Annotated in this window: 18 protein-coding genes; 5 read left to right on the plus strand and 13 right to left on the minus strand. The window is 39.4% G+C overall.

Going from position 1 to position 20,768, the window contains the following annotated elements:
- Window positions 1-70 precede the first annotated feature (70 nt).
- From lipA to leuS, 13 genes are all read right to left on the minus strand, one after another.
- Complete coding sequence (lipA, locus tag B5D82_RS02250; protein ID WP_081148885.1) at window positions 71-1,039, minus strand: lipoyl synthase; 969 nt, start codon at window positions 1,037-1,039, stop codon at window positions 71-73.
- The gene (lipB, locus tag B5D82_RS02255) at window positions 1,029-1,625 is read right to left on the minus strand and encodes a lipoyl(octanoyl) transferase LipB (RefSeq protein WP_231295837.1); all 597 of its coding nucleotides are present in this window, start codon (window positions 1,623-1,625) and stop codon (window positions 1,029-1,031) included. Before lipB ends, lipA begins: the two co-directional genes overlap by 11 nt.
- Before the next feature lie 139 nt (window positions 1,626-1,764).
- On the minus strand, window positions 1,765-2,028 hold the full coding sequence (gene ybeD, locus B5D82_RS02260; RefSeq protein WP_081148888.1) for a DUF493 family protein YbeD: 264 nt from the start codon (window positions 2,026-2,028) through the stop codon (window positions 1,765-1,767).
- Window positions 2,029-2,358: 330 nt separating this feature from the next.
- Window positions 2,359-3,546: a serine hydrolase gene (locus tag B5D82_RS02265; protein ID WP_081148889.1), complete on the minus strand. Its 1,188-nt coding sequence runs from the start codon at window positions 3,544-3,546 to the stop codon at window positions 2,359-2,361.
- A gap of 225 nt (window positions 3,547-3,771) precedes the next feature.
- Complete coding sequence (locus B5D82_RS02270) at window positions 3,772-4,686, minus strand: septal ring lytic transglycosylase RlpA family protein (RefSeq protein ID WP_081148891.1); 915 nt, start codon at window positions 4,684-4,686, stop codon at window positions 3,772-3,774.
- 54 nt (window positions 4,687-4,740) lie between these two features.
- On the minus strand, window positions 4,741-5,856 hold the full coding sequence (rodA, locus tag B5D82_RS02275) for a rod shape-determining protein RodA (protein ID WP_081148892.1): 1,116 nt from the start codon (window positions 5,854-5,856) through the stop codon (window positions 4,741-4,743).
- Window positions 5,856-7,835: a penicillin-binding protein 2 gene (gene mrdA, locus B5D82_RS02280; protein WP_081148894.1), complete on the minus strand. Its 1,980-nt coding sequence runs from the start codon at window positions 7,833-7,835 to the stop codon at window positions 5,856-5,858. The genes rodA and mrdA overlap by 1 nt, the downstream gene beginning before the upstream one ends.
- A gap of 3 nt (window positions 7,836-7,838) precedes the next feature.
- Window positions 7,839-8,309 (minus strand): 23S rRNA (pseudouridine(1915)-N(3))-methyltransferase RlmH, encoded by a 471-nt coding sequence (gene rlmH, locus B5D82_RS02285; protein ID WP_081148895.1) that lies wholly within the window; start codon window positions 8,307-8,309, stop codon window positions 7,839-7,841.
- An 11-nt stretch (window positions 8,310-8,320) separates the two neighbouring features.
- Window positions 8,321-8,638: a ribosome silencing factor gene (rsfS, locus tag B5D82_RS02290; protein ID WP_081154248.1), complete on the minus strand. Its 318-nt coding sequence runs from the start codon at window positions 8,636-8,638 to the stop codon at window positions 8,321-8,323.
- Between the two features lie 178 nt (window positions 8,639-8,816).
- On the minus strand, window positions 8,817-9,476 hold the full coding sequence (gene nadD / locus B5D82_RS02295) for a nicotinate-nucleotide adenylyltransferase (RefSeq protein WP_081148896.1): 660 nt from the start codon (window positions 9,474-9,476) through the stop codon (window positions 8,817-8,819).
- Window positions 9,463-10,506, minus strand: a complete 1,044-nt coding sequence (gene holA / locus B5D82_RS02300) for a DNA polymerase III subunit delta (protein WP_081148898.1) — start codon at window positions 10,504-10,506, stop codon at window positions 9,463-9,465. Before holA ends, nadD begins: the two co-directional genes overlap by 14 nt.
- A gap of 8 nt (window positions 10,507-10,514) precedes the next feature.
- Window positions 10,515-11,021, minus strand: a complete 507-nt coding sequence (locus B5D82_RS02305) for an LPS-assembly lipoprotein LptE (protein ID WP_081148899.1) — start codon at window positions 11,019-11,021, stop codon at window positions 10,515-10,517.
- Between the two features lie 134 nt (window positions 11,022-11,155).
- Window positions 11,156-13,747, minus strand: coding sequence for a leucine--tRNA ligase (leuS, locus tag B5D82_RS02310; RefSeq protein WP_081148901.1), 2,592 nt, complete (start codon window positions 13,745-13,747; stop codon window positions 11,156-11,158).
- A gap of 304 nt (window positions 13,748-14,051) precedes the next feature.
- Between leuS and B5D82_RS02315 the strand changes: the two genes are divergently transcribed.
- The 5 genes from B5D82_RS02315 to nuoC all read left to right on the plus strand — a co-directional run bounded on the left by B5D82_RS02315 (window position 14,052) and on the right by nuoC (window position 20,743).
- The gene (locus B5D82_RS02315) at window positions 14,052-14,537 is read left to right on the plus strand and encodes a zinc ribbon-containing protein (protein WP_081148902.1); all 486 of its coding nucleotides are present in this window, start codon (window positions 14,052-14,054) and stop codon (window positions 14,535-14,537) included.
- Window positions 14,538-14,701: 164 nt separating this feature from the next.
- Window positions 14,702-17,092: an ATP-binding protein gene (locus B5D82_RS02320; RefSeq protein ID WP_081148904.1), complete on the plus strand. Its 2,391-nt coding sequence runs from the start codon at window positions 14,702-14,704 to the stop codon at window positions 17,090-17,092.
- A 626-nt stretch (window positions 17,093-17,718) separates the two neighbouring features.
- Window positions 17,719-18,207, plus strand: a complete 489-nt coding sequence (gene ndhC, locus B5D82_RS02325) for an NADH-quinone oxidoreductase subunit A (RefSeq protein WP_245807541.1) — start codon at window positions 17,719-17,721, stop codon at window positions 18,205-18,207.
- A gap of 38 nt (window positions 18,208-18,245) precedes the next feature.
- On the plus strand, window positions 18,246-18,845 hold the full coding sequence (locus B5D82_RS02330) for a NuoB/complex I 20 kDa subunit family protein (RefSeq protein WP_310733442.1): 600 nt from the start codon (window positions 18,246-18,248) through the stop codon (window positions 18,843-18,845).
- A gap of 98 nt (window positions 18,846-18,943) precedes the next feature.
- On the plus strand, window positions 18,944-20,743 hold the full coding sequence (gene nuoC / locus B5D82_RS02335; RefSeq protein ID WP_216629011.1) for an NADH-quinone oxidoreductase subunit C/D: 1,800 nt from the start codon (window positions 18,944-18,946) through the stop codon (window positions 20,741-20,743).
- Window positions 20,744-20,768: the final 25 nt, after the last annotated feature.

Below are 20,768 nucleotides of genomic sequence, written 5' to 3' on the forward strand. Positions count from 1 at the left end.
ATGAAGATAATAAAAAAGCTAGAAGTGTTAGCTTCTAGCTTTGTGGGGATTATTAATGCGCTAGTGAGTATTACTTTACTTCTTCACCCGCAGCTTGTTTATCTGCATGGTAGCTTGAACGCACAAGAGGACCACAGGCAGCGTGATCAAAGCCCATTTTATCCGCTTCACGTTTAAACATATCAAAGTCGTCAGGATGAACGTAACGTTCAACTGGCAAATGATGTTTACTTGGTTGCAAGTATTGTCCAATGGTTAACATAGTAACGCCGTGAGCACGCAAATCGCGCATTACTTGTAGAATTTCTTCATTAGTTTCACCTAAACCAACCATTAAACCCGATTTAGTGGGTACGTTTGGATTTGCTTCACCAAATTTTTTCAATAAATCTAAAGACCATTGGTAATTAGCGCCAGGGCGAGCTTTGGTATATAAACGCGGAGCAGTTTCTAGATTATGATTGAATACACCAGGTGGATGCGTATTTAAAATCTCTAAAGCACGATCCATGCGACCACGGAAATCCGGCACTAAAATTTCTACTTTTGTATGTGGAGAATGCTCGGCAATCTCTGTAATACAATCAACAAATTGTTGTGCGCCGCCATCACGTAAGTCATCACGATCTACTGAGGTGATAACTACATATTTTAATTTCATGTCTTTTAGCGTTAAGGCTAATTTACGCGGTTCTTCTTTATCTGCAGCAAGTGGGCGACCATGGCCAACATCACAAAATGGGCAACGACGAGTGCAAATGTCGCCTAAAATCATAAAGGTTGCGGTGCCGTGGTTAAAACATTCAGATAAATTTGGGCATGACGCTTCTTCACAAACAGAATGCAAATTATGCTTACGTAGTGCGGCTTTTATACTATCAATACGCTCTGAGCTTTTTGGCAATTTAATACGTAACCAATTAGGTTTTCTCAGCATGGTTTCGCGCTCAGAAGTCACAACCTTAATAGGAATATGGGCCATTTTTTCGGCATCGCGTAATTTAGTGCCTGGGGTAATGCGTGATGATTTAGTGGTCATGTACTGTTTCCAATCCCGTTTGATAAGATAAATGCTGAGTGTCTAATAATTCACTAAGGTGTTTAACCAGTGATTCACCCGCTTGATCTACTGTGGCAGGGCCCTGTAAATCGATTGTTTGTATCATTTCTAAGCCTTGGTAACCGCAAGGGTTAATGCGTAGAAATGGTGATAGATCCATATTTACGTTTAATGCTAAACCATGAAAAGAGCAACCTTTGCGCACGCGTAGTCCCAAAGAGGCAATTTTTTTATCGTCAACATAAACACCCGGAGCATCCGGCTTTGCTTTTGCATTGATGCCAAAATCAGCCATCGATGCTACGATACCGTTCTCTATCAATGTGACCAACTGTCTAATGCCCATTTTTCTGCGGCGTAGATTGATCATAAAGTAGATAACTTGTTGACCGGGACCGTGATAGGTGACTTGTCCACCCCTATCTACTTTCACTACTGGAATATCACCAGGCATCAAAAGGTGCTCGTCTTTACCTGCTTGCCCTTGGGTAAACACTGGTGGGTGCTCTACCAGCCAAAGTTCGTCAGCGGTATTGTCGTCTCGATTATCGGTGAAGTTCTGCATAGCATGCCAAACATCGACGTAGTCGAGGTTATTTAGTTGCCGAATAATCAAAGTGTTTTTCAATGTATATCTCTATAAATTCTGTAGTGTTTATTATATCCAAATAATAACTGGAATACACCGTAAAAACCGAATAGCATCAAAGTACGTAGCGCACTTGTTCAATGGCGTTCAAGGTTTTATATATTGTTTCTATATGTTCTTTACTTGTCACGGTAACAGCCACGGCAATTGAGTGATAATTACCTTTTGAGCTTTGTTTGATTTTTGGTGCATAGTCACCTGGCGTGTGTTTTTGTAATTCACCGACAACAAGATCTGGCAGTTCGTCACACGCGATACCCATAACTTTAAAGTTAAGTACGGTGGGGAAATCTAGTAATTCATCAAACTTAGTATTCATTTCTTTTCTCTTCAATCGGTAAAACAACGCTATGTTAGGTGTTTTAAAATGTCTGGAATATTGGATAAATGCTTATAAACCAAGCCATTTAGTGGTAATTCATTTGTCTACATGTGCAAATTGGCGATATTTTAACACTATTTGTTACGAATGTGACCCATAGCCGCTAATTTGCTTATCTTTATTGAGTATAAGTGAGGGGGATATTATCTAATATCAATGGATAGTCGTGATTATATTTATTAAGTAGCCGCCGCTAAAACATAAAAACTCAGCCTAGGCTGAGTTTTTGATAGCAATTAATATTAATCAAGCAAACATTGATTAATATTAATTAGCAAACTGAAGTTTTACATAGTCCATTAATTTATTGAACATGCTGCCTTCATTAACTTCTTGGAGTGTAACCAATGGGTATTGGGCAATATCTTCACCGTCAAGTTGCAAAAATAACTTACCTACAACTTCACCTTTTTGCAGTGGCGCTGTTAATTGTTTGTCTAATTCAAAATTAGCTTGTAAGTTTTTACGTTGACCTCGAGGAATGGTAATTGGCGTATTAACCATAATACCTAAATCAACTTCTTTGCGATCGCCCATCCAAACACGGTCACTAACAAATTTTTCACCGGCTTTATATGGTGTGTAAGTTTCGTAAAAGCGAAAACCGTAGTTTAGTAATTTTTTGCTCTCTACTTTACGTGCACGTTCGCTGTCTGTACCCATAACCACACTGACTAAACGCATGTCGCCCTTAGTGGCCGAAGTGACTAAACTATAACCCGCTTGAGATGTGTGGCCGGTTTTTAATCCGTCAACATTCATGCTTTTATCCCACAATAAGCTATTGCGGTTATATTGCTTAATATTATTATAAGTAAAAGACTTTTGCCTATAGAGTTTATATTCTTCTGGCACATCGCGAATAAGAGCAATAGCTAATGTCGCCATATCGCGAGCAGTAGTTTTGTGCTCTTTACTGTCTAAACCGTGGCTATTTTCAAAAAAACTACTGTACATGCCTAATTGCTCAGCGTGAGCATTCATTAACTGGGCAAATGCGCCTTCACTACCGGCAATATGCTCTGCCATAGCGACACAAGCGTCATTTCCTGATGCAACGATAATACCTTGGTTTAGTAAGCTTACCGGTACTTCTGTGCCAACTTCAATAAACATTTTTGAGGACTCAGGGAAATTTTTCGCCCAAGCTTTTTCGCTAATTCTCACAGGGTCATCATTATTGATGTTACCACTAGCTAATTCTTTACCTATGATGTAACTAGTCATCATTTTGGTTAAACTTGCTGGTGCTAGTAAAATATCGGCATTACTTTCAGCGATAACCTTACCTGTCGCGTAATCAATTAAAATGTGACCTTTAGCATTTACTTCTGGAGCTGATGGAATAATAGTTTGAGCATGAGAAAGAGAGCAAACGCTTAATAATACAGAGCCTAAAAAAGTTAATAACTTTATTGATTTTTTAGGTACTTGAGTAACTTTGAGTTGGGGCATAATTGTCCTACAGCACTATCGATTAATGGAAATTATAAATATTTGATGGAGTATAACATTATTCAATTTTAATTCTAATGAGCTCTAACATCAATTTGTTAACCTTGATGTATTTCGCTGAATATTTGTACACCTCATCTAGCGGTGAAATCATTATATCGCTAAAATTAATGGGCAAAACTTAATTGCTAACAGAAAATAAACATGTTTTATAAGGTTTAAATTTTATTTACGAATAAAAGCTTTAGGGTGACCATTGTCTTTAATCACTAATAATAATTGCTTTACTTCATCATTGCTTTCTATCGGACCTACAAGCACACGAAAAATTCCATTTATTTCTTCTATTTGTGTGCCACTTTGATGTTGCTTAGATAATATCTTGGCAAGTTTAGTCGCTTGCGTATGACTTTTGCTAGCGAATACCTGAATGTACTGCGCTTTTAAGGGGGATTTAACAGGTGATATTGATGTTTTAGCTATATTTTTTTCTGTTGCTATTACTTGTGTAACTGTTGAGACCGGTGCTATTGGTAAAGGTGTTATTTGTGCTGCATTATCGTTTAAGCGCGGAGTATTGTCTTGAAGTTGTGCTAAACCAGCGGGAGAAAAGTCATTAATGGCCGAAATAGTGACGTTAGCCGTGCCCGTTTTTAACATATCAAGTTTATAGGCTGCGCTGTAAGACAAATCGATAATGCGGCTTTGGTGAAATGGTCCTCGATCATTGACCCTAACAATAACGGATTTACCATTACTATTGTTAACTACCTTCAAATAAGTAGGTAAAGGCAAGTTTTTATGGGCGGCGCTCATGGCGTACATATCGTAAATTTCGCCATTAGAGGTTAAATGGCCATGAAACTTTCGGCCATACCAAGAGGCAGTGCCGGTTTGGCTAAAGTTTTCTGCAGTTTCTAATACTTGATAATGCTTGCCAAATACTTGGTAATGCTTGTTGCCACCTCGGCTATGCGCTTCAGCTCGCGGTGTTGCATTATGAAGTTCACTGGCGTTTGGTAAGCGCGTTGGAATACTGTCATGTTTTTGTTGGTAGCGGCCATGGTTAGTACTACAGGCCGAAACCATTATCAATAGTAACCAGAGATAGATACTTTGGGGTATGTTTAGTTTCGCCATGAAATACCAGTTGACCCTTTTATTTTATAAATGGTTTATTAGTTAATTTTTTTATTAGATATTAAAGCGTCTATGCGTACTTATTGCCATTAGCATGCCAAAACCTGCCATCAATGTCACCATTGATGTGCCACCATAACTAACTAAAGGTAACGGTACGCCGACCACTGGTAATAAACCGGATACCATGCCGATATTAACAAAAATATAAACAAAAAATGTTAGCGTTAAACTACCGGCTAATAGTTTGGTAAACGCATGTTGAGCATTAACTGCAATCCATAAGCCGCGCACAACTATCGCTAAATATACGGTTAATAATAAACCAACACCAATTAAGCCAAATTCTTCACTAAATACGGCGAAAATAAAATCTGTATGACGCTCAGGTAAAAACTCTAGTTGCGATTGGGTACCTTGCAGCCAGCCTTTACCGTGAATGCCGCCAGAACCAATAGCAATTTTAGACTGAATAATATGATAGCCTGAGCCAAGCGGATCTTGTTCAGGATCTAAAAATGTCAGGACCCGCTGTTTTTGGTAAGGTTTCATCAAAAACATCCACAAAACTGGGGCAAAAGCTGACGCTAATCCAACACAGGCTCCGATGAGTTTCCAACTAGCACCAGCAAGAAATATAACAAAAATACCAGAACTTGCAATCAGTAACGAAGTACCTAAATCAGGCTGTCTGGCAATCAATAAAGTGGGTATTAATACTAAAATAAAAGCGATAATAATTTTAGAGATTCTAATCGGTAAATCGTATTGACTGACATACCAAGCGATCATTATTGGCATAACAAGTTTCATAATTTCAGAGGGTTGAAATTTAGTTACGCCAAGATCTAACCAACGTTGGGCACCTTTACCAACATGGCCAAAAAGTAGTACGGCAGTTAATAACATTAAGCCAACAATGAACACAGGTACAGCCCATTTTCGATAAGACAAGGGCGGGATTTGCGCGACAATAAACATAACAAAGAGCGCTAAACCAACACGTTTGGCATGTCGTATCAGTACAGCAGATTCTTGTCCTCCTGCACTATAAACAACAAATAACCCTAGGGTCATTAAGGCCAGAATACCTATTAATAGCGGTAGATCAATATGTAAGCGCTGCCATAAAGTTCGCTGCCTATGTTGGTCATGTCCGGTACTGCGCACTAGGGCTCACCTGCTTTATTTTTAATGTTTTGTTGATACACATTGTCATGATTTGGATGTTTACGTGGATTTTTGCTGACGATTTCACGATCGCCAAAATACTGATCCATAATCTGGCGCGCTACAGGTGCTGCATTTGCACCACCGCCGCCTTCGGCAACATTTTCAATGGCAACAGCTACCACTATTTCAGGGTTTTCATATGGCGCGAAAGCAATAAACATCGCATTATCTCGTTTGCTTTCTTTAACTTTGCTGGCGTCGTATTCCTCACCTTGCTCGATATTGGCGGTTTGTGCTGAGCCAGTTTTACCTGCAGCGTCATATTTAGTGCCTTTGAATGCGTTATAACCGGTAGCACCAAATTTTTGTACGGTATTATGTAAACCGTCTAAAACAACATCCCAACTTTTTTTATTGTTCAGAATAATTGGCGGTTTTTGATCAACAATATACTCAGTAACCAGCGGCTGTTGCGCATTAGTATCTTTGTCGTGTGCAACAACTTCACTGGTGGATTTTAATAAGTGTGGTACTTTAATTTCCCCCTTGTTGACCAATATGGATATGGCTTGTGATAATTGTAAGGGGGTTACAGACCAGTAACTTTGGCCAATACCCACTGATAAGGTTTCACCAGTATACCAACCTTTATTATAACGGGCTCTTTTCCATTCGATACTGGGCATAATTGCACGGCTTTCTTCATGTAAATCAATGCCGGTATACTCACCAAAGCCGAATTTCATCATCATTTGACTAATGCGGGTAATGCCAAGCTTGTAGGCTAAGTCGTAGTAATAAACATTACAAGATTGTTCCAAGGACTTATTCAAGTCGACTTTACCATGACCCCACTTTTTCCAGTCGCGACGTTTGGTTTCTATGCCGGGAAGTTGATAAAACCCGGGATCATAAATTTCTGTTTCTGGCGTGATGACTCCAGCATCTAAACCGGTTAATGCTAATAAGGGTTTAATGGTTGAAGCGGGCGGGTAACCTTGTACTGCGCGATTAAGCAGCGGCTTATTACTTTCAGGTGCTAAAAGTTTTTTATATTTTTTACTGCTGATACCGTGAACAAACAGGTTGCCATCAAAACTCGGGTTAGAGTACATGGCGAGCACGCCACCGTCTCTTGGATCAATGGCAACAACCGCACCACGTTTACCCGAAAGTGCCCGTTTTGCTATCATTTGTAATTCAATGTCTAAGGTCAGCGTTAGATCTTTGCCTGGGATTGGTGGCGTAAAATCTAAAGTACGTATGATCCGACCTAAGTTATTTATTTCAACTTCTTGGTGACCAATAGTGCCGTGTAAAATATCTTGATAATACTTTTCTAAGCCTAACTTGCCAATATTGCGGGTAGCGGCGTAGTTTTCAGCTAAGCCTTGCTTTTCAAGCGCGAGAGAATCTCGGCCGTTAATACGTGCGACGTAGCCAAGCGAATGAGTGGTTAAATCTGCAAAGGGATAATAACGTTTTAAACGTGCATCGATAAAAAAACCAGGAAATTTATGTTGATTGACTGAAAATAAAGAAATTTGCTGCTCGCTTAAACGAGAGTAAAGCTCAATGGGCTTAAAACGGCGTTTACTTTTGACCGCTTTTAGTAGTTCGTCTTGTTTTTCCTGACTTATATCTAATAGTTGGCTAACCTCAGCTAAGCTATTTTTAATATCAGTCACTTGTTCAGGGATCACTTCTAAACTGTAAACTGGCGTGTTGTCCGCCAATAAAACACCATTTCGATCGTAGATTAAGCCTCTATTGGGCGCAACGGGTAAAAGTTTAATACGATTGGAATTTGAGCGTGTTTGGTATTTCTGATATGAGTTAACTTCAAGGTTATAAATATTACTAAACAACACCAAGGCAAGTATGATGACGGCAATAAAAGTGATGAAAGTACGGCGTGCAAATAAATTGGCTTCAGCGCTATGATTTCTAATGGCAACGCGTTTTTTGGGGGCCATTATTTATTCTCGATGATATGGATGATTATTGTTGATTGACCAAGCACGATATAGGCTTTCAGCCACGACAATTCTAACCATTGGGTGTGGTAATGTCAGCGGAGATAACGACCACTTTTGTTCAGATGCTTCAATACAAGCGGGCGCTAAACCTTCAGGGCCACCAACAAGCAGAGCTACGTCTCGACTATCAACATGCCAACGATCAAGTTGTTTGGCAAGTTCAGGTGTCGTCCAAGGCTTGCCTTCCACCTCTAACGTAACAATGCGATTACCTTTTGGAATAGCGGCTAACATTTGCTCGCCTTCTTTTTCTAGAATGCGAGCAATATCGGCATTTTTACCACGTTTTCCTGGGGAAATCTCCACTAGATGGAAACTCATGTCACGAGGAAATCTACGGCAATATTCGCTAAATCCTTGGCTAACCCAAGCTGGCATTTTATTACCAACGGCATATAAGGTAATGCGCATTGTTGTTTAGATTATTCCCAAAGTTGTTCTAGTTGATAACGATCGCGAGTTTCATCAGTCATCACGTGAACAACCACATCACCTAAATCAACTAAAGACCATTCACCGATATCATTACCTTCAACACCTAACGCTTCAATACCAGCAGCGCGGCATTCAATAGTAAGTGATTGGGCAATAGAAATAACGTGGCGTTTTGAGTTACCAGAGCAAACTAACATGTAGTCAGTGAAACTCGATTTTTTAGATACCTCTAATGTGACGATATCGCGGCCTTTCATATCTTCGATTTTTTCGGTAACAAAAGTAATTAGGTCTGAACTTTGCAAAGTGGGATCTCTATAATTAACAATAATCGGCGATAATAGCATTATTTTGTTTGTCAGTTAACCATCTAATGTCGTCAATTGCAGGTTTTTTACACAACAATTGATTTATTTCACTGACTAGCGATTAAAACTAGTCAAAATAGGTCATTCATGAGTGGTTATTGGATAGCTTATGCTGTTACTTGTAAAGTCCGTGCTGCTCTATATAGTCATAAACAGGCTTGGGTAGGTATTGGCAATAATGTAAGTTAGCTTTTATTTTTGCTCTAATTTCGGTAGAAGAAATATCAACAGGATTACTTTCATGTAGAATGATTTGCCCTGTTTTTTGGTGCTGTAATTTTGCCAGATCATAAATAAGGCGAGATTTTAATTCTGGTGCAAGTGCCGCTTCCAAAGTTAATAGTGGGTAACCAGGACGAATATTAACCACTAAGTTACACAAGCTAAGAATTTCTTGCCAACAATGCCAAGTTGTAAAAGATAACAGCGAGTCCATACCCATAATAAAAAATAAATCTGCGCTCGGTTGTTCAGCTTTTATTTCATGCAAGGTATCGACAGTATAGGAAGGGCTTTGACGGTCAAGTTCCCGATTGTCTAGGGTGAATATATTGCTATTGTCGCAGACTAAAGACACCATCTTAGCACGCTGTTTTGCATTGGCATGGGTACTGTTTTTATGGGGTGGAATATGCGCAGGAATTAAATGTAATTGCTGCGTGCCTAGCCATTTTGCGGTTTCTTGGGCTGGTAAAATATGTCCCAGATGAATCGGGTCGAAAGTACCGCCAAGTATTGCGATAAGTTTTGGCGCAGTTTGGTTAGTTGTACTCATAATCTAAACTGAAATTTTGACTGATAGTATCGTGAAATAAGCTGATGAAAACATCACTCAATAAAATGAAAGCGTTAAAATCACTGCTGGTTTTACTGAGTAAATCAACTTGCGCTAGCCTTGCTAACGCTTGTTCAGCATGACTTAAGGTTATGTGCTTTAAAGCATGTTGATATAAAGGTTTTTTCTTATCCCAAATCCGATATTGCTTAAAAATATCGTTAATATTGTTGCCTTGCTCTATTTGTTCCAACATGGCATAAAGCTGGCTAATTTCTTTATGGACCACCCAAACTAATTGGCCAAGTGCACTACCGTCATGTTGCATTTGATCTAGCATAGTTAAGCACTTTTTTAGATCGCCGATTAGTAAAGTATCAATGAGTTGAAAAGAATTGAATTTTGCTTGTTTAATGAAGAGTTGTTCAGCTTCCTCAATACTCACCGCTTGTTGTGAGAACAAGATAGAAAGTTTTTGCAACTCTTGGCCTAATGCAGGTAAATTACCTTCAAATAATTCCGCCATTAAATTAATAACATCAGGTTGCAATGTTAATTGTAACTGTCGAGCTTGATTATTCAGCCATTGCTTTAATTGTTTAGCGTCCATATCGTATAAAGGGACAAAGCAGCCAGCCGCCTCTAACGATTTAAACCATTTGCGCTTTTGCGTTGCTGCGTCTAGTTTTGGGCCATGAAATATTAGTTGGATATCTTGATGTAATAGCGTGAGTAATTGTGCTACTCCTTTTGCGCCATTATCGCCAATTTTACCCGAGGTAAATTCTATTTCGATAATACGTAATGACGAAAATAAGCTCATTGATTGATATTCTTGAAACAGCTCGTCCCAATCAAACTTATCGTCGATGCTAAAACGAATTATTTCGTCGAAACCTTGTTTTTTAGCGTGCAGCTTTATTTTTTCTAATGCGTCATTTTTTTGCCATAACTCATCACCAAATACCAACCATATTGGCTTAAAACCTTGGTTGAGTGTGTTGTCGAGTTGATTATGATATATGCGCATATAATTACCTATAGCTGAATACTAGCCATATCACGCAAGATTTTATTGGCGGCTTCTTTACGCATTTCTCGTAACATTAATGATAACTCGCGACTTTTTGCTAGCGCGATATCAGGATCATCTTGATAATCACGATTGAGCTCAAAGCGGAAGTTTTGAATATCTTGTCCGGGAATTAAAATTTGATAGCGAACGGTATAAATAAGTTCGTATTCTGCTACTTGACCATTCGGAAAAACTGACAGTGTTCTTCTGTCTAAGTTGTCTTGTAGCATGCGCATTTGTGGGATTTTATCATCACTTTTTTGCACTAAATTAACATCATTAATGGTTAAGTGCTGTTTAACTAAGCGCGTAAGTTCGCCATATTGGTCCACCGAGCTAAAAGCAATGGTTTGTAACTCTGGCGCTAATAAATAATTACCACGCAGTTGAAAGCCACAACCCGTTAACATGATTAACACTAAGCTAAATGATAGCAGTTTGCTTACTCGACTAATGACCAATTGCTTCATAAAGTGTTCACTTTTTAATGGATAAAAATTTAATCAGTGCCTAGCTAATAGGTTTAGCTAGGCACTGTTAAGTTACTGCGATGTTGTTAATCTATAAATGATGACTAAAGAGTAAACATTAGTCATTGCACAAATTAATTAGCAACAATATTTAACAACTTACCCGGTACATAAATGACTTTACGTACGGTTTTGCCGTCAATAAATTTACTAACATTCTCATCGTTAAAACCGATTTCTTCAACAACTTCTTTGCTAGCATCAGCAGAAACGGTAATTTTAGCGCGTAATTTACCGTTAACTTGCACTATAATTAGCTTCTCATCTTCAACTAAAGCACTGTCGTCAACTACTGGCCATGCTGTATTCTCAACCGGGTTACCATCACCAATCATGCTCCATAAATGATGACTTAAATGTGGCACGATAGGGGTTAGCATTAATACGACAGCGCGAATAGCTTCATGCATGACTACACGGTCTTCAATACTTGCAATACTTGCTTTACCTAAATGGTTCATTAACTCCATAATCGCGGCAATAGCTGTGTTAAAGGTGTTGCGACGGCCAATATCATCGCTGACTTTAGCGATGGTTTTATGTAATTCGCGGCGGAGTAACTTTTGAGCTGAATTAAGTGTTAATCCTTCAATACTTGGCGCTGCTTGTGAAACATCTGCTGCTTGAGTAAAGTCATAGGTAAGTTTCCAAACGCGCTTTAAGAAGCGGTGAGCACCTTCTACACCGGTATCTGACCATTCTAATGTTTGCTCAGGTGGTGAGGTAAACATGATAAATAGTCGTACCGTATCGGCGCCATATAAATTAATCACTTCTTGAGGGTCAATGCCGTTGTTTTTCGATTTTGACATTTTGCTCATGCCAGCAGAAATAACCGGTTTGCCATCTAATTTACTCACAGCAGTAGTTACTTGGCCTTTTTCATCACGTTCAACTTCAACATCGGTTGGCGCTATCCAATCTTGTCCACCATTATCAGCTTCACGATAGTAAGTGTCAGCTAATACCATGCCTTGACACAGTAATTTTTTAAATGGTTCATCCGACGTAACTAAGCCAGCATCACGTAATAACTTATGGAAAAAACGCGCATAAAGTAAATGTAAAATTGCATGCTCAATACCACCAATGTATTGATCAACCGGCAACCAGTAATTGGCTTTGGCTGGATCTAACATTTGCGTATCATCGTTTGGCGAGCAGTAACGTGCGTAATACCATGATGACTCCATAAAAGTATCAAAGGTATCTGTTTCGCGGAATGCTTCTTCGCCATTGTATGTGGTTTTTGCCCATTCAGGGTTATCTTTAATCGGTGAAGTTACCCCGTTCATGATGACATCTTCAGGTAGCTCAACTGGTAATTGATCGGCCGGAACTGGCACAGATTCACCATTGGCTAAATGCATCATTGGGATTGGCGTACCCCAATAACGTTGACGCGAAACACCCCAGTCACGTAAGCGGTAATTTACCGTTACTTTACCTTTGTTTTCACTGATTAATTTATCAGAAATAGCTTTAAAGCCATCTTCAAAACTTAAACCGTCAAATTCACCTGAATTTACTAGCACATTTTTTTCAGTAATGGCGGCTTTTGTCACGTCATCGTTTTCAGTGCCGGCGATAACCTGTTTAATTTCTAAGCCGTACTTAGTCGCAAATTCCCAGTCACGTTGATCATGTCCTGGTACTGACATAACGGCACCTGAACCGTAATCCATTAGGACAAAATTTGCGGCCCAAACCGGTACGATATCACCGCTAATCGGGTGTATAGCTTTCAAGCCAGTATCAACACCTTTTTTCTCCATTGTTGCCATGTCGGCTTCAGTAGATTTGTTGGTTTTACAGCTTTGAATAAATTCGGCGAGTTCTACATTATTTTCTGCAGCAGCTAACGCTAATGGATGTTGCGCGGCTAATGCAACATAAGTCACACCCATCAAAGTATCAGGACGGGTAGTATAAATATCGAAGCTTTCTTCCGAGTCAACGACTTGAAAAGTCATTTCTACGCCTTCAGAACGACCAATCCAATTACGTTGCATGGTTTTAACTTGTTCAGGCCAATCAGTTAATTGGTCTAAGTCGTTAATTAACTCTTCTGCGTAGTCAGTAATTTTAATGAACCACTGTGGAATTTCTTTACGCTCAACTAGCGCGCCAGAGCGCCAACCGCGGCCGTCAATAACTTGTTCATTAGCAAGTACAGTTTGATCAACAGGATCCCAGTTTACCGTAGCATTTTTCTTATACACTAAGCCTTTTTCATAAAGCTGAGTGAAGAACCATTGTTCCCAACGGTAATAATCTTTTTTACAAGTCGCTAATTCACGACTCCAGTCGTAGCCAAAGCCTAATGATTTTAATTGGTTACGCATGTAATCAATATTCTCATAAGTCCATTTTGCCGGCGCAGAGTTATTTTTAATCGCGGCGTTTTCAGCCGGTAAACCAAAAGCGTCCCAACCCATAGGTTGCATAACGTTTTTGCCTTGCATGCGTTGGTAACGAGAAATTACATCACCTAAACTGTAGTTACGTACATGGCCCATATGGAGTCGGCCACTTGGATATGGAAACATCGCCAAGCAATAAAACTTTTCTTTTCCTGGTAACTCTTCAGCTTTGAAGGTGTTGTTATCAGTCCAAAATTTCTGAACATCGGCTTCAATTGATTGGGGATTGTAAATGGATTCCATTAAAATTTCTCGAGCACGCTTAAATAGGAGCTTCAACCTGCTTTATTGGCAAATTTATAGTGATAAAATTTGTTATTTTAAGATTAGGTTTTAGCGATAAAAATTATCCCGATAGGATACCTTATCTCTAGCCGTTGCGACAAGTTAAAGCAGGTTAATGCGGCAGATTTTTCGAGATAAAGTTGAGTTAGTCGACGAAAGCCACTTTTATCATTGTTTTATACCCTATACTAAAACGGTTAATGGTGGCTTTTATCGCCTTAATAATTATACTAAAAGCTGAGTTTTAGATTACGGAGGCGATATGAAAAAAGAACAATCTTCTGTTAAAGAGGTGTATCAAAAGTTACAAACATGGCTTGAGGACACCAAAGACAATGAAGTTCGCTCAATAGCTGCTTTCCTGGAACAAGCTAAAGCTATCGTTATTGCTGCAGAGCAAATTCCAGAGCAGAAAGTTAAACAATTTATTGCCAACTTAAAATATGATCTCAGTGATTTTTATCAGCAATATCAAGCCGACATTAAGCATTCAGTCTATTTGGATATACTCAATGAAAGCCTCTGGGAAAATTTGGCGAAAATTACTGATAAATCACAAGTAGAATGGTCAGAACTTATGGATGATTTTCAACATAAAGATGGCTACCATGTGGGGGATTATGTGGGGTTTGGGCAATTACAATGTCAGACCTGCTTACATTGTGTTACTTATAGCCATGCTAATGTTGTTATAGATTGTATTAACTGCGGTGGTAAAGACTTTAATCGCTTAAGTCTAACTCCGTAAAAACTAACTTTTTTTTACTAGTTTTTTAATATTATTTTGCTGATCATAGCGGTGTCGCTGTACACTGTATTTAATGAAGTAGCATCTATACTAAACGGACTCATAAATTAGCCGTTTAGTATTATTTCCGTTGATATGTAAATCGTACCCCCAAGAGATCTTCTATGACAAATGTGTCAACCAATGCACGCCTTAAGCCTAGTCAATTAACCGCAGATTTAACGGTTAAACAATTTGCCAATGCCACACCAACAGCAGAAATAGAACAAGTATTTATTGGCCATGAAAGAGCTAAAGAAGCGTTAACTTTCGGGTTGTCGATGGCTGCACCAGGTTTTAATGTTTACGCTATGGGTGAGCATGGTACGGGACGTCAAACCCTGATAAAACAAATGTTAGCCGCAACAGCGAGTCAAGAACCTACACCTGATGAATGGTGCTACATCAACAATTTTGATGACCCAAATTCGCCACATAATCTTTATGTTAGTCCAGGTGATGGTAAGCAGTTACTTACTCGTATGAATACCTTTATTGATGAGTTGATGGATTTGTTTCCAGAAATTTTTGATAACCCAGGCTATCAAAGACAAAAAGCTGCGCTCGATCGCGACTTTAATAAAAAATATGATCAAGCCATTACCGAAGTTGAAGCAGCGGCATTAAAAGAAGACGTGGTATTGTTCGAAGAAAATGGTGAAATTGGCTTTTCACCATTAGTCGAAGGTAAGCCACTTAATGATAAAGAGTTTGCGGAACTAAAAGAGCCCAAACGTGCTGACTTTTATATTTTATTAGCCAAGTTAGAAGATTTACTCTCTGAAAAGTTAATTGAATTACCGCAATGGAAGCGTATTGCTTCCGATAAATTACGCAAGTTAAAACATGAAACTGCGGCACAAAGTATTCAACCATTTTTAAAAGAGTTAGAGACGGAATTCGCCAGTAATATTGGCGTACAAAAATATTTAGCAAAAGTGAAAGCTCATGTCGTAGATGCTGTATTAGAGTTGCTGGTCGATGAGAGTAACGAAGCGCCGAATGACAAAGATATGCGTAAATTGATGGTTGAACGCTTTTTACCTAATTTACTGGTAACCCGCAAAGCGGATGAAGGTGCGCCGGTTATTTATGAGCAAAATCCGACCTTTCAAAACTTGTTTGGCCATGTTGATTTTGGTAGTTTTCAAGGTGGCAGTTACACCAGTTACCGTTTAATTAGACCGGGTGCTTTGCATAAAGCTAATGGCGGTTACATCTTACTTGAAGCGGATAAGCTGTTGACTCAACCTTTAGTTTGGGCGCGACTGAAGCTAGCGCTAAAGTCGCAGCAAATTACGATTGAAAATCCGCATTTAGAATACGCACAGCCGGGCGCATTTAGTCTACAGCCTGAAAAAATACCGTTAAACGTTAAAGTGATTTTATTAGGTGATCCTGAAATTTATTACACCTTACAAGATTATGATCAAGAATTTACCGAGCTATTCCGTGTCTTGGCTGATTTTGATCGTCATCTAGAGAAAAGTCAGAGCAATTTAAATGACTACGCCAATTTAATCCGTCAACGTGCCCATCGTAATAATTACCCCGAAGTCACTGATGAAGCGGTATTAGAACTGGTTAAATATGCGCTTAGGCGTGCCGAACATCAACACAAAATATCGGCTAATATTGTGCAAGTTAATGATTTATTAGATGAGGCATTCTATTTGTGGAAGCTATCTGATGGTACAAATGGCTTGTGTGGTAAACATGTGACAATGGCGTTAGCCGCCAAACAGCGTCGAACTGGCCGCATGAGTGAAGCATGGCTAGAGGAAATCAAGGAACGTCAGTTATTGATTGATACTGAAGGCGAGAAAATAGGTAAAATCAATGGCCTAACAGTATTAGAGATTGGTGATAGCGTTTTTGGTACACCCGCACGCATAACAGCGACTGTATATGCCGGTAGCCAAGGGGTAACTGATATTGAACGAGAAGTTGATTTAGGTAAATCTATTCACTCGAAAGGGGTGTTGATTTTAACCGGTTATTTGGGTCATAAATATGGTCAAAAATTTCCGGTTACTATTTCTGCCAATATTGCCATTGAACAGTCTTATGGTCATATCGATGGTGATAGTGCTTCTATGGCTGAGCTTTGCGCGTTAATTTCTGCTATTGCAAATTTACCGATAAACCAAGGCTTAGCGATAACAGGGTCGATGAATCAGCATGGTGAAGTGCAATCAATTGGTGGCGTTAATGAAAAAATTGAAGGCTTTTATCGTCTCTGTAAAGATAAAGGTTTAACCGGCGAGCAAGGGGTTATCATCCCTAAGACTAATACCATTAATTTAATGTTGGCGCCTGAGGTTATTCAGGCCGTAGCTGATGGGAAATTTGCCATTTATGCGGTGGAGAATATTGATCAGGCGATTGAAATTTTAATGGCGCAACCTGCTGGAGAAATTACTCGAACGGGTCGTTATCCAAGAAAATCAATACACGGTATAGTACTTGATAAATTGTCTGCATTTTCTGACTTACTTAATGGCGTTGAAGAATAATCACTGATAATGACTAATTTATAAAATTTTATCTCTAACAATAAACACGGCAAGCGCCGTGTTTATTGCTTTTCACACTATCTATAATTTTTAAATACTAATATTCGCTTAAAAAACAAGCATTACTTGAATTCTTTTCTATACTCAAATTATCAACGATATTTTTCATTGTGATCTTTTGCAAAGTACATTCGCAAAAGTCGACTATGCAAATATTGTTTAAATTATAAAGTTATAGGTGCTATCTCAGTAGGATTAATGAAGAGAGAAAGTTAGCGAAAGCGAAATAACAATAATAAGTAAATGCAGTGAGCGATTGCTACCAACAGGTAATAACATGCTCCCTATAAGGTCAGGAATTTAACCTACCTAGCAGACTCTTTTGTCTGTCCCATCTACTTAGTCGTTACTTTGCAATGAATTTTAGTAACACTGAAATCCAATATAGCTAGCTAATGTTAACATTATTTTAATCGCTCTATTGTTATGCCAAAGTTCAGATGAATGGCTGGGTATTGCGTATTAAGCATGTATCGATAAGTTTGCTGTCTGTCGGTTTTAGTTTAATGATTTGTGAGCCATTAATATTTGGCACAAGCAAACATTAAGTTATCAGTGGAGGCTTTGTGGAAATATCCGATCAAATAACTCAAGTATGGCCGATTGCTGCTTACTTTATTATCTTGGCTGGTATGCTCATTGTTATGATGCTGCTGTCACATTTTCTTGGCCCCAAAGGAAAACAGCGGGCGAAAGACACACCTTATGAATCTGGCATTATCTCTGTCTCTGACAATAAAACCCGCTTTACTAATCACTTCTTTTTATATGCCATCTTTTTTGTCATTTTTGATCTAGAAACAATTTATCTTTTTGCTTGGGTGATTGCTTTTGACGAAGTTGGTTGGCCAGGATTTATCGAAGCCAGTATCTTCATTACGGTTTTGCTAGCGGCTTTAATTTATTTGATTCGTATTGGCGCATTAGAGTTAACACGTCGCCATCAACCTTTTAGAGCAACGCAACTTCAGCGCTTGCAACAAGCTGAAAATCAGCCAATTAAGCAAAGCCTTTTTGAACAAACTCTTTTTGATAACACTAAGGGACAGCAATAATGGAATGGTCGCTAACAAAAGCAAAATTAGATGACGCCATGGGTGAAATGAAGGGTATTTCTGAAGCAGAGCTAAAGCGCAGTGTGCTTTTTGCTAAGCTTGATGACATGGTGAATTGGGGACGTAAAAATTCCATATGGCCATTTAATTTTGGTTTAAGTTGTTGTTATGTCGAAATGGCAACAAGCTTTACTTCCCGACATGACATTGCCCGCTTTGGCGCTGAGGTAATACGAGCAACACCAAGACAAGCTGATTTGATGGTAATTTCAGGTACCTGTTTTCGGAAGATGGCGCCAGTCATTCAACACCTTTATGAACAACTATTGGAGCCTCGTTGGATTATTTCCATGGGGTCATGTGCCAATTCCGGCGGTATGTACGACATATATAGTGTTGTTCAAGGAGTGGATAAATTTATCCCCGTTGATGTTTATGTACCCGGTTGTCCGCCTCGTCCAGAAGCGTTACTCGAAGCATTATTACTGCTGCAAACCAAAATCGAACATCAACCACGACCGTTAAGTTGGGCGGTGGGCGAACAGCAGGTGAGTGAAATTGGTAAGCCGTCATTGCGAGATATTAAGCACGAAGAGCGCATACAGGTGACTAATTTAGACTCCCCTGATCATATTTAAATGGGCTCAGGCATTGGCTTTAATAAGAAAAGTTTCAATAAATTGAATACGTAGTAAAGCAGACTAATAATAAAAATGGCTAGCGTGAAGGGAAGTTAATGGCAACACAAGTAAATATCAAAGCGAGTAATGATTGGCAGATGCTACAAGCTGTTCCTTTGCTGGATGAAATTCTTGCTCTTTCACCTAAGCTCAAATTACAGCCGGTCAGCGCCGTCGAGAATATTGTTGACGATATACCTTCCTATTGGTTAGAAAAAGATCAATTAATCAAACTGATGCAAGTATTAAAACAAGAGTTAGCGCAGCCGTTTGATATGTGTTTTGACATTACCGCTATTGATGAAAGCGAACGAGAACACCCTTCATTATTATCTCAAGCTTTTACGGTCAGCTACCACTTACGCTCATATCAACGTAACCAAGACATTCGTATTAAAGTTGCCTTGAACATCACAGATAAAACCTTAGAGAGTGTTTGTAGTTTATGGCCAAATGCCAATTGGTATGAGCGAGAAGTATGGGATATGTTTGGTATCGTTTTTGAAAATCATCCGCATTTAACCCGTATTTTAATGCCGGAGACATGGAAAGGACATCCGTTACTGAAAACCCATCCCGCGCGTGCGACAGAAATGGATCCTTTTACGCTGTCACCTTATCAACAAGACAAAGAACAAGCGGCATTGCAATTTAACCCCGAAGCTTGGGGTATGAAGCGGCAAAGCAAAGACAGCGATTTTATGTTTTTAAATCTTGGACCCAATCACCCAAGTGTTCATGGCGCTTTTCGTATTGTTTTACAAATGGAAGGCGAAGAAATTATCGACTGTGTGCCAGATATTGGTTATCACCATCGTGGCGCAGAAAAAATGGGCGAGCGACAATCTTGGCATAGTTACATTCCTTACACTGATCGCATTGATTACCTTGGCGGCGTAATGAATAACTTTCCTTATGTTATGGCTGTGGAAAAACTCGCGGGTATTACCGTACCCGATCGCGCGAAAGTTATTCGTATTATGACCGCGGAAATGTTCCGTATTCTTAGCCACTTATTGTTCTACGGCACATTCGCGCAAGATCTTGGCGCACTTTCACCTATCTTTTATATGTTTATCGACCGTGAAAAGCTTTTTGGCATTATTGAAGCTTTTACCGGCGCTCGCATGCACCCGAGTTGGTTCCGCATTGGCGGCGTTGCGCAAGATTTGCCTAAAGGTTGGGAGGGCTTAGTGCGTGATTACGTTAATTACTTGCCAAAGCGTCTTGATGAATATGAAAAAATGGTTATGCAAAACTCAATTTTAAAACAACGCACCGTGGGTATTGGTGCTTATTCAACACAAGAAGCTATTGATTGGGGCGTTACAGGCCCAGGTTTACGGGCAACGGGTTTTTCATGGGACTTGCGTAAACAACGACCTTATGGCGGCTATGATCAATTTGATTTTGACGTACCGCTGGGTCAAAACGGTGATTGCTATGATCGTTGTCGGGTTCGCGTAGAAGAAATGCGCCAGAGTATTCGCATTATTGAGCAATGCCTTAACAATATGCCTGAAGGCCCTTATAAAGCAGAACATCCACAAACCACACCCCCATTAAAAGATAGAACTATGCGTGATATTGACACTTTAATACCGCATTTTCTTAATGTTTCATGGGGACCTGTTATCCCTGCAGGTGAAGTGTCGATCAGCGTAGAAGCCACGAAAGGTATTATGGCTTATCACCTGATCAGTGACGGCAGCACCATGAGTTATCGCACCCGAATTCGCACACCTAGCTTTCCCCATTTACAAATGTTGCCATTAATTAGTAAGGGGCAAATGGTGGCCGATCTTATCGCCACACTCGGTAGTGTTGATTATGTGATGGCAGATGTTGATCGATAAAAATTTAATGTTATTTCATATATGT

Source organism: Cognaticolwellia beringensis, assembly GCF_002076895.1.
GTDB classification, from domain to species: domain Bacteria; phylum Pseudomonadota; class Gammaproteobacteria; order Enterobacterales; family Alteromonadaceae; genus Cognaticolwellia; species Cognaticolwellia beringensis.